This window comes from Candidatus Enterococcus willemsii (assembly GCF_009933335.1).
Classification (GTDB): domain Bacteria; phylum Bacillota; class Bacilli; order Lactobacillales; family Enterococcaceae; genus Enterococcus_F; species Enterococcus_F willemsii.
The window spans coordinates 70151-83059 of sequence record NZ_MAEL01000038.1 but is presented as its reverse complement, the minus strand read 5'-3'; the positions used below and the strand labels follow the sequence as shown (position 1 = coordinate 83059).

General features: G+C 35.7%; 12 protein-coding genes and 3 tRNA genes. 12 read left to right on the top strand and 3 right to left on the bottom strand.

All coding sequences use genetic code 11. The annotated features are described in order from the left end of the window. The first annotated feature begins 44 nt into the window (after positions 1–44). The 5 genes from BAU17_RS07230 (at position 45) to BAU17_RS07210 (ending at position 2679) form a co-directional block, all read left to right on the top strand. Positions 45–118: transfer RNA gene (locus BAU17_RS07230), tRNA-Asn, on the top strand. Between the two features lie 163 nt (positions 119–281). Next, complete coding sequence (locus tag BAU17_RS07225; RefSeq protein WP_161902135.1) at positions 282–923, top strand: HAD-IA family hydrolase; 642 nt, start codon at positions 282–284, stop codon at positions 921–923. 12 nt (positions 924–935) lie between these two features. Then, the gene (locus BAU17_RS07220; RefSeq protein WP_161902134.1) at positions 936–1691 is read left to right on the top strand and encodes an HAD-IIB family hydrolase; all 756 of its coding nucleotides are present in this window, start codon (positions 936–938) and stop codon (positions 1689–1691) included. Between the two features lie 91 nt (positions 1692–1782). Then, positions 1783–1855 (top strand) — tRNA-Thr (locus BAU17_RS07215). Between the two features lie 83 nt (positions 1856–1938). Further along, a complete protein-coding gene (locus BAU17_RS07210; protein ID WP_161902133.1) occupies positions 1939–2679 on the top strand; it encodes a C39 family peptidase in 741 nt (246 codons plus the stop codon). A 158-nt stretch (positions 2680–2837) separates the two neighbouring features. Here the strand turns inward: BAU17_RS07210 and BAU17_RS07205 are convergent, their stop codons facing one another. Further along, entirely contained in the window at positions 2838–3356 is a 519-nt protein-coding gene (locus BAU17_RS07205; protein WP_161902132.1) for a GNAT family N-acetyltransferase, read from the bottom strand. A gap of 109 nt (positions 3357–3465) precedes the next feature. Between BAU17_RS07205 and BAU17_RS07200 the strand changes: the two genes are divergently transcribed. The 4 genes from BAU17_RS07200 (at position 3466) to BAU17_RS07185 (ending at position 7772) form a co-directional block, all read left to right on the top strand. After that, positions 3466–3539: transfer RNA gene (locus BAU17_RS07200), tRNA-Asn, on the top strand. Between the two features lie 143 nt (positions 3540–3682). Next, positions 3683–4702, top strand: coding sequence for an acyltransferase family protein (locus BAU17_RS07195; protein WP_161902131.1), 1020 nt, complete (start codon positions 3683–3685; stop codon positions 4700–4702). Between the two features lie 64 nt (positions 4703–4766). Continuing rightward, positions 4767–6095, top strand: coding sequence for a C1 family peptidase (locus tag BAU17_RS07190; RefSeq protein ID WP_161902130.1), 1329 nt, complete (start codon positions 4767–4769; stop codon positions 6093–6095). A gap of 285 nt (positions 6096–6380) precedes the next feature. Further along, positions 6381–7772, top strand: a complete 1392-nt coding sequence (locus BAU17_RS07185) for an L-cystine transporter (protein WP_161902129.1) — start codon at positions 6381–6383, stop codon at positions 7770–7772. A gap of 76 nt (positions 7773–7848) precedes the next feature. Here BAU17_RS07185 and celB read toward each other — a convergent pair whose 3' ends face one another. Further along, positions 7849–9135, bottom strand: coding sequence for a PTS cellobiose transporter subunit IIC (celB, locus tag BAU17_RS07180; RefSeq protein WP_161902128.1), 1287 nt, complete (start codon positions 9133–9135; stop codon positions 7849–7851). A 183-nt stretch (positions 9136–9318) separates the two neighbouring features. On the opposite strand from celB, the gene BAU17_RS07175 reads away from it, so the two are divergent. Continuing rightward, positions 9319–10056, top strand: coding sequence for an acyl-ACP thioesterase domain-containing protein (locus tag BAU17_RS07175; RefSeq protein ID WP_161902127.1), 738 nt, complete (start codon positions 9319–9321; stop codon positions 10054–10056). Between the two features lie 60 nt (positions 10057–10116). On the opposite strand, the gene BAU17_RS07170 is transcribed toward BAU17_RS07175, so the two are convergent. Beyond that, the gene (locus BAU17_RS07170; protein WP_161902126.1) at positions 10117–11085 is read right to left on the bottom strand and encodes an asparaginase; all 969 of its coding nucleotides are present in this window, start codon (positions 11083–11085) and stop codon (positions 10117–10119) included. Between the two features lie 131 nt (positions 11086–11216). Between BAU17_RS07170 and BAU17_RS07165 the strand changes: the two genes are divergently transcribed. Beyond that, on the top strand, positions 11217–12047 hold the full coding sequence (locus tag BAU17_RS07165) for a DUF72 domain-containing protein (RefSeq protein ID WP_161902125.1): 831 nt from the start codon (positions 11217–11219) through the stop codon (positions 12045–12047). Positions 12048–12066: 19 nt separating this feature from the next. Continuing rightward, complete coding sequence (locus tag BAU17_RS07160) at positions 12067–12906, top strand: HAD-IIB family hydrolase (RefSeq protein ID WP_161902124.1); 840 nt, start codon at positions 12067–12069, stop codon at positions 12904–12906. Positions 12907–12909 lie beyond the last annotated feature (3 nt).

Sequence of the window (12909 nt, the reverse complement as noted above, 5' to 3'; positions counted from 1 at the left end):
GAGTAGGACGTCGCCACGCATTTTATTGAAAAATAAAATATTATTCCGGCATAGCTCAGTTGGTAGTAGCGCATGACTGTTAATCATGATGTCGTAGGTTCGAGTCCTACTGCCGGAGTTCTAAAAGATAACAGAAGATTGTTATCTTTTTTTGTTGTCTATAAGCGTATCTGTGGAGGAATCCCAGATGCATTTTTTTTTGGTTATAAAAAATAGAATATAAAGGGGTATATTTTTCAGATAAGACACGTATAATAGAGGATAGATAAGGAGTGAGTGCTGTGAAAAAAGATAATATTTTATTCGATTTAGATGGTACAATTATCGATTCTAGTCAGGGGATTTATGCATCTATTAACTATGCGATGAGAAAGCTAAATAAAGATGAATTATCAAATGAGATCTTAAAAACCTTTGTAGGTCCACCATTACTAGAATCGTTCATTCGTATCGGATTAGAACAAGAAAAAGCTGAATTAGCTGTTAGTTATTATCGTGAATTATATCAAAAAGAGGGCATGTATCAAGTAGCTGTGTACGAAGGAATGAAAGAGACTTTACAAAAACTCTCACAAGATAAAAATCTTTTTTTGGCTACTTCTAAACCAGAATATTTTGCGAAAAAAATATTAGATTATTTAAAATTCAGCGATTATTTCACAGGCATTTATGGGGCTGATTTAGCTGGTATCAGAAGTGAGAAAGCGGCAGTTATTCAATATGCATTAGCAATGGAAAAATTAGAAAACCTATCTTCAATTGTAATGATTGGTGACCGTAAACATGATATTTTAGGTGCAAAAGAAAATAATCTTGAAAGTATTGGAGTTTTATATGGTTTTGGCGATGAAAAAGAATTGATAGACGCGGGTGCGAATCAGCTTGTTTTACAACCAATAGAACTTTTAACAAGATTAAAATGAAGGAGTGCCTAAATGAATTATGTGTTTGATGTAGATGGAACAATTTGTTTTAATGGTCAATTTATTGAACAAGAAATTTTAAGTATTCTAAAAAAATTAAATAACTCTGAACATCAATTATTATTTGCTTCGGCCCGTCCAATTCGTGATTTATTACCAGTTATTCCAGATTTTTTAGAAAATACATTAATTGGAGGGAATGGGGCTGTTGTATCTATTGGTAGTAAAGTTCAAGTAATCTCAAAAATCAATGCAGAAAGTTATGCTCAAATTTTACAACTGATTACTGAGTATCAATTAGACTATATTATTGATGATCAATGGAATTATGCGGCAAAAGTAGCAAAAAATAATCCAATTTTTAAGCAGTTGGACCCAGCAATTTTAGCTAAAAAGATTCCTTTTGAACAAATCCAAACACCCATTAAGATTATCTTGTTGAATGTACCACAACATCTTTATTCAGAAATTTATCAACAGCTTAGTCATCAAGAACTGGCTATCATTACTCACAATCATGAAGGAAATATTGATATTACGGCTAAGAATATTAATAAATGGACAACTTTAAAAGAAATTATCGGTAAAGAAGAGTATGTTGCTTTTGGAAATGATAGTAATGATACGCAATTATTGCAGAATGCTAAAAGAAGTTTTTTTGTGGGAAATGAGCAACAAGCGAAGAAACTTGGCATTCAAAATACAGAAATCATCTCTCCATCGATTTCAACCTTAGCTAAAATATTACAAGCTGAAATAGAACAATAATCGTTCTATTTCTAGCTATAATTTTTGCAAAGAATGATTGACAAATAAACGTAAATTAGGTATTCTAATACTTGTGTTAAATAACTTTATTGCCGCCTTAGCTCAGTTGGTAGAGCACCACCATGGTAAGGTGGGGGTCGCCGGTTCAAGCCCGGCAGGTGGCTTTAATTCTAGCTCGTAAATCCTATGATATTAGGGTTTATGAGCTTTTTTGTTGATGTATCATAGTTTAAGGGAGGGATATCGAATGAAGCGTAAAAAGTTTTATTTAAGTGTTCTTTTACTCGGTGCTGTCATCGGTAGTTTAACAACGATAGTAATTTTTGAAAAATATAAACCAACCGTTACATATTTTCCCAATACTCATTCAATTGAAGTAGTGTCATCAGAGCAAAATGTTCGGTTCATTGAGGTCCCTTTAGAAAACCAATTTGAAGGCGATGCTCTAGAAAACGGCTGTGAAGTAACGAGTTTATCCATGCTCTTACGTTATTATGGGTTTCAAACGAGTAAAAATCAATTAGCAGATGAACTGGACTATGTACCGCTAAATTTAGCAAATGGTTTAAAGGGTAATCCTCATGATGGATTTGTAGGAAATATGAAAGAAGGCAATGAAGCGATGGGGGTTGGAGTAGAACCTTTAGCAAAAGTTGCTGAAAAAATTGTTGGAAATGAGTATCATATCAACTATAGTAAACATCCATTTGAAGCATTAGAACAGTTGGTACAAAATGGTAAACCCGTGCTGGTGATTGCTACGATTGACTTTGAAGTACCAAAGAAAGAAGATCTTTGGTTCTGGCAAACAACCAGTGGTATTGTACAAGTGAGTCCATTATGCCATGCTGCCGTAATGACAGGAGTAGATGAGCAGTTTGTTTATGTAAATGATCCGTTTGGTTATCAACATCGTAAAGTAGATAAACAAGACTTTCAGAGAATGTATCAAAAAATGGGGGAGCAGTCACTTTACCTTGAGAAATAGACGACATCCTAGATAAGATATCGTCTGTTTTTTGCGGTAGCATAAGGGCGGATTCTCAGTTGAGAGGTAGAAACTAAATTGACAATCTATGGCTTTTTCAGCAACATCTGTGTAAGCTATTGTCTACCATTCTTGAATAATTAGCACCCTCTATGTTCTTAGTTAAAAGCCGATGGATAACTGATTGTTCCTGAAACATTGGCTAAGCTTGCAGGATGTAGTTCCTTAATTAGATATGCTTCTGTAGGTACTGGAAAAGGTGCTTCAATATGAAATTTAGCCGCTATTTGATAACCAAAACGTGTATAGTACGTAGGATCTCCTAAAATACTAATAAATGGATAATCACTCGCTTGCTTTTCTAAAGCTGTAAGTAAGGCTTTTCCCACACCGTTGCCTTGATAGTCTGGTAGAACACAGAGAGGTGCTAAACAAAGACCAATTAATTCTGTATTCTCCGAATACAAGGTCACTTCACTTAATAAGCCGTGGCCAATTATCTGATTGTCTTGTATGGCAATGTATTCCAACTCTTTGGAATAGTTTGCTTCTTCTCGTAATTTGCGAACTAATTCGGCTTCTCCCGTATAACCATGGTCAGATTTTTCGAATGCTTGATGAATAAGTTCATCGACTTGTTTATAATCATTAGAACTAATTTTTTTTAATTGATACATGTGCAAACCTCCTTATTTATTATCATAACAAAATTTGAGAGAAAATAACAAAAATGATAAATTTTCTATTGCCAAATTTAAAGAAACTTGTTATTATACATATAGTTATTCCGGCATAGCTCAGTTGGTAGTAGCGCATGACTGTTAATCATGATGTCGTAGGTTCGAGTCCTACTGCCGGAGTAAAAGAACAAAAGTCTATTTATGACTTTTGTTCTTTTTTTTTCTTTTTTAGCAATAAATTGTTATTCTCTTTTGTAAAAATGACATACACTTGTCATATTTGTCCTGTATACTAAATGTATAAATAAAAAGGCGGTGATTTAATGTCAAAAAAGATACGAGATCCTTTTTTTGATAATGCAAAATTTTTATTAATGGTGTTGGTTGTTTTTGGACATTTGCTTCAACCTTTTATTGAACAAACAGCGTGGAGTCAAGACTTATACTTCTCGATTTATACCTTCCATATGCCAGCATTTATTTTAATTTCTGGTTATTTTGCGAAATCATTTGATAGAAAAAAAGGGATGCAGATACGTATAAGTTTTCAAAAATTTATATTGCCTTATATCTTTTTTCAGTGGCTGTATTCCTTTTTTTACTGGCTAGTTGGTTCGAAAGAATTTTCATTCCAATTACATATTCCAAATTGGTCTTTGTGGTTTTTAATTAGCTCATTTTTTTGGCAATTATCTTTATACTTTTTTGAGAAAGTACCAGCTAAAATTGGTATTCCTGTAAGTTTGTTAGTTAGTTTACTGGTGGGGTATATTCCATTTTTTGGTAGGGAATTAACGTTGCAACGAACTGCTGTCTTTTTACCGTTTTTTGTAATGGGGTATTATTTACCGCATGATAAGGTAAATAAGTTTATTCATTCTAGTAAGAAATGGTGGTGGACGTTAGGCTTCGTAGGAATTTATGGCTTAATTCACTCATTGGGTGGACTGAATAAATATATCTTTTTTGGGTCTAAGCCTTATGAAGACTTTTTGAACTTTCCTGAGTGGGGAGCGCTTGTACGTATTGTGACGTGGTGTCTTGCTTGTGTCGGTATACTGGCATTTTTTGCTTGTGTACCAACGAAACAGAAACGTTATACAGCCTATGGTCAGTATACATTAGTGGCTTATTTACTGCATGGGTTTATTATTCAAGGTTTACGTGGACTAGGTATCCAATCATTATCACTGAATGTTTGGATGTTAATGGCACTGATCGTGGGTAGCATTTTGCTTACTTATTTGTTAGCGAGTGAGCCAGTCGGGCAGATGTATGCAGCGGTTGAACAAAAATTACTGGGGTATCATCATAAAAAAGCAAAAAGCACGGGTAAATCTTAGTCATTTGTTTTTCTAAAAAGAGAGGAGTAGAATAAAAGAGTAAAAACAAAGGAGAGATTTATGTATGTCTGAAATTCGTCAAGAGTTAACACAAACATTTGCTGCTAACTTTCAAAAAAATCCAAAACAAACAGCTTTGCAACGAGCTGTCGTAAAAAATGGCATTCAAGCATCCGCAGCAGATATGAGTGCAGAAGTGAATAATGTTCCGGTATTCTCTGTTGATGTAAAAACAGGAAAAGTAGCCAATCAAAAACAATCTGGTCGTTGCTGGATGTTTGCAGCCTTGAATACTTTCCGTCACAGAATGTTAAACCAATTCAATTTAAAAGAATTTGAATTATCTCAAAATTATACATTCTTCTGGGATAAGTATGAAAAAGCCAATTATTTTTATGAAAATATTTTAGCTACAGCAGATCAAGCATTGGATAGTCGTAAAGTGGCTTTCTTATTACAAACACCACAACAAGATGGTGGACAATGGGATATGATTGTTTCTATCTTCCAAAAATATGGTGTGGTTCCAAAAACAGCGATGCCAGAAAGTAGTAATTCATCAAACTCACGCGAGTTAAATAATTATTTGAATAAAAAATTACGCAAAGATGCAACTGTCCTTCGTAAAATGGTAGCAGAAGAGACTAATGTCACAGAAATTCAAAAACAAAAAGAAGCCATGTTACAAGAAGTTTATAATTTCTTGGCAATGTCATTAGGTACACCGCCAGAAACATTTGATTTTGAATATCGTGATGAAGAACAAGTCTATCATATTGATCGTCAATTAACGCCACAAACGTTTTATGACAAATATGTAGGAGTTAATTTAGATGATTATGTAAGTATCATTAATGCACCAACCACCGACAAACCATACAATCAATCATATACTGTAGAGATGTTAGGAAACGTTGTTGGTGGCAAAGAAGTCAAATATTTAAATGTGGATATGTCTACGTTTAAAAAACTAGCCATTGCACAATTAGAGCAAGGTGAAACAGTTTGGTTTGGCTGTGATGTCGGTCAATCATCTACAAGAGACACAGGAATCATGTCTTTAGATGCGTATGCAATGAATGAGTTGTTTGATATTGATTTTGATATGACCAAAGCTGAGCGTTTGGATTATGGTGAAAGTCTAATGACGCACGCAATGGTTTTAACGGGTGTGGATATTGTCGATGGTCAACCAACTAAGTGGAAAGTTGAAAATAGCTGGGGCGAAAAAGTCGGTGACAAAGGTTTCTTTGTGGCAAGTGATGCTTGGATGGATGAGTTTACTTACCAAATCGTGGTACGCAAAGATTTATTGACTGCGGAACAATTAGCTGCTTTTGAAGCAGAACCAACTGTCTTATCGCCATGGGATCCAATGGGCGCATTAGCGTAATGTTGATATAGTAATATTATAATTGGATGAAAAAGACTTTTAGAATGTGGTGGACATGTCTAAAAGTCTTTTTTTGAATTTATTCACTTATAAAAAGTTAGAAAAATATATGAATCGAAGGTCATCTATTAGACATTCGTTTTTACCTTCGATATAATGAAACGGTCACTAATGATTCTTTCACACGCATTTTCATTAGAGTGAACTGTTGAAGAATGGTCACTAGGAACCTTTACTTCCCTTGACGGACTTGTCATTTTGCGTGAAAACAAAGGAGGAAATGAAATGACAACTCTGCTCATTCTACTTATTTTAGCAATTTTTGTAGGTATGCTTTATGTTTTTTATCGAATGCAACAAAAACATGTCAAATTTTCAACTCGTGTCTTTACTGGTCTATTTGCGGGTATTATCTTTGGAGGGGCTTTACAGCTGATTTTCGGTAATGGTCATGAAATTGTGACCCAAGCGCTGGATTGGATTAGCCTTGTCGGTAGAGGCTATGTCTCATTATTACAAATGTTAATTATGCCACTCGTATTTGTTTCGATTGTCAGTGCTTTTACACGTATGAAAGAAAGCGGCAATATTGGTAAGATTAGCGTGACAACTTTGGCTGTCTTATTAGGAACGACTGCGATTGCTGCTTTTATTGGGATTGGTATGGTCATGTTATTCAACTTAGATGGGGCTTCATTCACAGAAGGAGCAGCGGAAACAGCGCGAATTGCTGAAATTGTTGAGCGACAAGCCCAAGTTGAAAATTTATCTATTCCACAACAAATTTTATCGTTTATTCCGAGCAATGTCTTTGCTGACTTAGCAGGAACACGTGCAACTAGTACAATTGGTGTGGTTATCTTCTCTGCATTTGTAGGTGTTGCTTACCTTGGCGTGAAACGTAAATCGCCAAAAGAAGCAGAAACGTTTAATAACTTGATGGAAAGCTTATACAAAATTGTGATGCGTATTGTAACTCTTGTTTTACGTTTGACACCATATGGCGTGTTTGCATTAATGACCAATGTTTTAGCAACGAGTGATTTTGAAGCAATCATTAATCTAGGTGTCTTCATTATCGCTTCTTATGCAGCATTGATTTTAGTGTTAATTGTTCACTCCTTGTTACTAACAAGTGTCAAAGTGAATCCAATTACTTATTTCAAAAAAGCTTTCCCTGCTTTAAGTTTTGCCTTTACTTCTCGTTCAAGCGCAGGAACGTTACCGATGAATATCGAGACACAACGACGTGCACTTGGTGTTGATGAGGCCACAGCAAACTTTGCTGGAAGCTTTGGGATTTCGATTGGTCAAAATGGATGTGCTGGTGTTTACCCAGCAATGCTTGCGACAATTGTTGCGCCTACTGTAGGAATCAATGTATTCGATTGGCAATTCATCTTGATGTTGGTAGCTGTGGTAACGATTAGTTCCTTTGGTGTTGCTGGTGTCGGTGGTGGCGCAACGTTTGCTTCTTTAATCGTCTTAGGTTCTATGAATCTTCCAGTAGCGATTGTGGGTCTAGTTATTTCAGTTGAACCATTGATTGATATGGCGAGAACGTTAGTCAATGTTAGTGATAGTATGGTAGCTGGTGTGGTGACAAGTAGCCGCATCAATGAATTAAATCGCGAAATATTGAATGATCCAGAAGCTGTAATTAGCGGTAACGAATAAATAAAAAAAGTGCGTGTGCTTTTTTTGAAAAAAAATGAGGCTTGTCTTATTGAAAAGACAAGCCTCGTTTGTTGTTTTAAGCTGTTTCAGTTGGTTCGATTTCTGTTTTGTAAGCCGTATCATCTTGCATTTTGAAGAATGGGTAGTAGAGAATAAAGCTCAAGATGATTTGAACTAATTGGAGTAATCCCCCACGCCAGCCACTTACAATGAAACCGGAAATTATTGGTGGCATTGTCCAAGGAAGGTTAACACCATTTGGATATGGAACTAAACCAGTAGCCATTGTGACATAAGCAATTACTGCCATCAAAATTGGTGCAATGATAAATGGAATTAACATCACTGGGTTTAAAATAATTGGAATACCAAAGATTAATGGTTCATTGATATTGAAAATAGCAGGTCCGATAGATAGACGACCTAAGGTTTTAAATTGGGTGGAACGAGCAAAGAATACACAGGCAATTGCCAAACCAATTGTTGCACTTGAACCACCTAATTTAACAAAGTTACTGTAGAATTGATAGTTGACAATATTTGGAATAGTTGTACCAGCTTCAAAAGCGGCTGCATTTTCAACAGTTAACGCAATCCAAATTGGTTGCATTACGGCTCCAACGATATTTGAACCGTGGATACCAAACGACCATAATAAAGCTTCAAATAACAAGATAATAATTGTCGCAGGAAGAGAGCTTCCTAATGCTAGTAATGGTGTTTGCAATACTTCAAAGATAAAGTTATGCGCGGAACCATAAGAAGTATAAACAAAACCAATGCGAATAAGATTAAAGATAATAATAACAAAGAATCCAGGAACTAGCGCAGAAAACGACGCTGCTACGTTTGAGGGGACAGAATCAGGCATTTTAATGACCCAACCTCTTTGTACAACCCAACGATAAATTTCAACAGCTAGAATCGCTGTAATCATCCCTACGAAAAGACCAGCTGCCCCGAAATTTGTCAGTGGTAAAAATGATGCTTCATCATAGCTTGAAAGTGGTGTTAAAATAAAAAATGAGACAATAGCGATTGCCTGTGAAGGAATAATATCCACTTTATAAAATTTAGCTAATTCAGCTGCAATTCCTAAGACAACGAAAATCGTCATCGCGTTCATCGTCATATCATTAACTTTTAAAAATAACGTTTTCCATTCGGAACCTAAAACCGATTCCATAAAGTTTAAATAAGGATCGATGGGTATTTGGGTAATTAATAAAAACATCGAACCAATAATTAATAAGGGCATTGCTACAAAGAAACCGTTTTTGATGGCACTTAAATAGCGATTGCTATTTAGTTTATAGGCTATCGGTCCAAGTTTCCCTTCTAATGCGTTGACAAATTTTTCCATACATGTTCCCCCTTTTTCAATTCAAAAAATAATTAAAATCTAATGTAATTATAACAATAAAAACTTCTTTGTCAACGCTTCCATGATTCTTGTTATTTAATTTTTTTCAGAATAAATAAAAAACGTTCTGTAAATATAATTTTTTTGTTATACTTCTAATGGAAGATAAGAGGAGGAATAAACATGGCTTCAAAATATACACAAACACATGAGGTAACCTACTATGAATGTGATGTGAATGCGACGATGACATTATCTTCAATGATAGCTGTCGCAATTAAAGTCTCTGAAGATCAAAGTGATCAATTGAATCGAGGAGCGGATTTTATTCATCGTTTTGGTTTGACTTGGATTGTCACGAATTACCAATTTTTTATCCAACGATTACCGAAAGTCGGAGAAAAAATTCAAATCACAACGCAAGCACAATCGTACAATAAGTATTTTTGTTACCGAAATTTTTGGCTAACGACAGAAGCTGGCGAAGAGCTAGTTCGTATCGAAACAATTTTTGCTTTAATGAACATGGAAACACGTAAAATGAGTAGTGTACCAGAAGAAATTATTGCACCATTTGAGAGTGAAAAAGTCAAAAAAATCCAACGCTACCCTAAGATCGAAAAAGTAGTGGCGGGTGAAAGTTACCCATTTCGTGTTCGCTTCTATGACATTGATAGTAATCAGCATGTTAACAATTCCGTTTACTTTACGTGGATGTTGGATGCTTTAGGTTACGATTTTTTAACAACTCATGAACCTACTTATATGCATATCCGTTTTGACAAAGAAGTGGAATATGGTAATGAAATTATGAGTCATTTTGAAATTGAGACAGATGAAGGAATGAAAACACGTCATGAAATTCGAATTGGCGAACAAACGTATTGTGAAGCAAATGTCGAATGGCGAACAAAAGATTAAATCAGCACTACGTAAAAAGGCCGCATCAGCAACATACTGGTACGGCCTTTTTATTTAGAACTAGTTTTCCATAAAGAAAATAAATTCTTCATGTGTTAACTCACGATTTTTTGCAATTAATAATTTAATCCGAGCTTTTTGACTATTAATGCTATTGCAGAAAACTACGCCCATTTCTTGCAACTCACAACCGCCACCAAGATAATCATAGACAGGTTCAGCAATGCCATTAAAACAGCGGGAAACTAAGACGACAGGAATATTTTTTTCAAGCATTTTTTTTAAAGGGGGCAAGGTATCAGGTGGCAAATTGCCTGCACCTAACGCTTCAATTACTAAACCATCAATATCAGTTTGTAGTAATCCTTCAAATAATTCACCGTGCATGCCAGCATAGGCCTTAATAATCGGGATAAGACCGTCCACGTTGTCCACATCCCAATGTGGGGTCTCGAGTAATTCTTGCATAAATAAAATGCGACGCTTGCTGACTAATCCGATTGGACCTAGTGTAGGTGTCCGGAAAGTTGCCACATTCGAAGTATGTGTTTTTGTGACGTAACGGGCTGCATGAATCTCATCATTCATGACCACAAGGACCCCTTTGCCCTCAGCTTCAGGACAAGCCGCTACACGAATCGCACTTTCAAAGTTATATAAGCCATCACTACCTAATTCATTGCTAGAACGCATTGCTCCTGTAATGACAATCGGTAATTGATTGCCGATTGTTGTATCTAAAAAGAAAGCCGTTTCTTCTAGAGTATCTGTGCCATGTGTGATGACTACACTGGAAATACCAGCTAGATGAGCAAGTTGAATACGTTCTTTAATTTTTAACATGTGATCTGGTGTAATGTGCGGACTTGGTACATTGAAAATATCTTCGACCAATAATTCAACCTCTTCTGGAATGGTGATGGCTGCGTCCATTAATGGATTAGCAACATCGGGACTAACACCACCAGTCAACGTATTTTCTTTCATCGCAATTGTTCCGCCAGTATGAAGAACTAATATTTTTTTCATTGTATAACCTCCTGCCAAAGTGCATTATTAGTGTAGCTCATATTTTGGAAAAAAGGAATAAGAAACAACGTGTAATAATATTGCGAAAGAAACAATTTCTCTTTATACTTGTTATTAAAGTAGGTGAAAGAATGATACGAATTGGTTGTACAAGTTTTAGTGAACATGATTATCTTACTGGAAAAAAAGTATCCACGCTTTATGAATATGCTGGACATTTACCATTAGTAGAAATGGATACTGGTTTTTACCGGATTCCTTCTAAGGAAAATATCGAAAATTGGATTCAACAAGTCCCTAATGATTTTAAATTCATCATGAAAGTTCATAAAGTGTTTACCAAACATCAAGAATTAGAGGCTGGACAATCATTGATTGAACTTGCCAAGGAACTTCGTGAAAACATGGCACCAATGATTGCAGAAAATAAATTATTTTGTTTGTTGGCACAATTTCCAGCATCTTTTAAATGTGTTCGTGAAAATGTCGATTATTTAAGAGAGTTGCGATTGTTGTTTAAAGAATTACCAGTGGCAATTGAATTTCGTGATCGCAGTTGGTATGACGAAAAGTATCTCGCAAGTACGAGAAAATTTATGCAAGACCATGAGTTTTCATTGGTAATTGTTGATGAACCGAAAAAATTATCAACGACGGTGCCACTAGATGCGTATGTGACAAATTCTGAATTTACATTCTTCCGTTTTCACGGACGAAATGATGTTGGCTGGACAGCGACTGGTCCTGATGCACAAAAAGTTCGGACCAATTACCGTTACAAGGAAACAGAATTAGCAGAGTTAAAACAAGCAGTCGATGAAGCTGCACCCCATACCAAAGAAATTGCGATTATCTTCAATAACAATGCCGGTGGTGATGCCGCAGAAAATGCATTACAGTTTAAAGAAAAACTACACTTGGATTATACTGGTTTAAATCCAAGTCAGTTGGATTTATTTTAATCCAAAAGGAGGTGGAGCGATGATTAAAGCTATTTTTTTTGATATAGATGGTACATTGATTAGTACAAATGGCCGTGTACTGGAGAGTACCCAAAGAGCTATTGCACAAGCGCAAAAAAATGGCATTCTATGTGGTGTATCGACAGGTAGAGGACCTGAAAGTGTGGCACATATTGTAAAAGAGCTTGATTTAGATATGTTTATTACATATAATGGTCAACTTGTTTATACAAAAACACAAACGATTTATGCACGTCCTTTTGAAGAAAAGATTTTGCAAGAAATCATTCATTACGCAGATGAGCATTCTCGTCAAATGCTTTTAGGTGGACGTCACCACATGGAAGGGAGTTTGACGATGCGGATTGGACAATCTGGTCTTGTTCGTAAGTTGATTCGTTTTGTCCCTAGATGGTTTCCCATTCGGCGCATGAAATTAACTTTGCAACATTATAGCCCGAATCGTCGTTCAGGACGTTATAAAATCTTGCGTAAGACGTACAGTGAACCAATCTATCAATGTGTAATGTTGAGCGGAGAGTATGAACTAGCAAAGTTACAAAATGCGTTACCTTCGTGTGATTTTCAGCGTTCCAATCCTTATACCATTGATATTGTTCCAAAAGGTGGTTCAAAATTACAAGGCATTCTCTTTTTTTTAGCACATCAAGGTATCGATTTATCTGAGGCGATGGCATTTGGTGACCATTTGAATGATATTGAAATGCTTCAGGGAGTAGGGATAGGTGTTTCGATGGGAAATGGGATGCAAGAAGTTAAAGTTACAGCAGATTATGTCACTGCTAGTAATAATGAAGATGGGATTGAGAAGGCCTTAAAGCATTTTCAATTAATTTAGGAG

Coding starts and splice junctions, on each gene's coding strand:
- BAU17_RS07220 (WP_161902134.1), top strand. CDS start 936: ATGAATTATGTGTTTGATGTAGATGGAACAATTTGTTTTAATGGTCAA.
- BAU17_RS07210 (WP_161902133.1), top strand. CDS start 1,939: ATGAAGCGTAAAAAGTTTTATTTAAGTGTTCTTTTACTCGGTGCTGTC.
- BAU17_RS07205 (WP_161902132.1), bottom strand. CDS start 3,356: ATGTATCAATTAAAAAAAATTAGTTCTAATGATTATAAACAAGTCGAT.
- BAU17_RS07195 (WP_161902131.1), top strand. CDS start 3,683: ATGTCAAAAAAGATACGAGATCCTTTTTTTGATAATGCAAAATTTTTA.
- BAU17_RS07190 (WP_161902130.1), top strand. CDS start 4,767: ATGTCTGAAATTCGTCAAGAGTTAACACAAACATTTGCTGCTAACTTT.
- BAU17_RS07185 (WP_161902129.1), top strand. CDS start 6,381: ATGACAACTCTGCTCATTCTACTTATTTTAGCAATTTTTGTAGGTATG.
- celB (WP_161902128.1), bottom strand. CDS start 9,135: ATGGAAAAATTTGTCAACGCATTAGAAGGGAAACTTGGACCGATAGCC.
- BAU17_RS07175 (WP_161902127.1), top strand. CDS start 9,319: ATGGCTTCAAAATATACACAAACACATGAGGTAACCTACTATGAATGT.
- BAU17_RS07170 (WP_161902126.1), bottom strand. CDS start 11,085: ATGAAAAAAATATTAGTTCTTCATACTGGCGGAACAATTGCGATGAAA.
- BAU17_RS07165 (WP_161902125.1), top strand. CDS start 11,217: ATGATACGAATTGGTTGTACAAGTTTTAGTGAACATGATTATCTTACT.
- BAU17_RS07160 (WP_161902124.1), top strand. CDS start 12,067: ATGATTAAAGCTATTTTTTTTGATATAGATGGTACATTGATTAGTACA.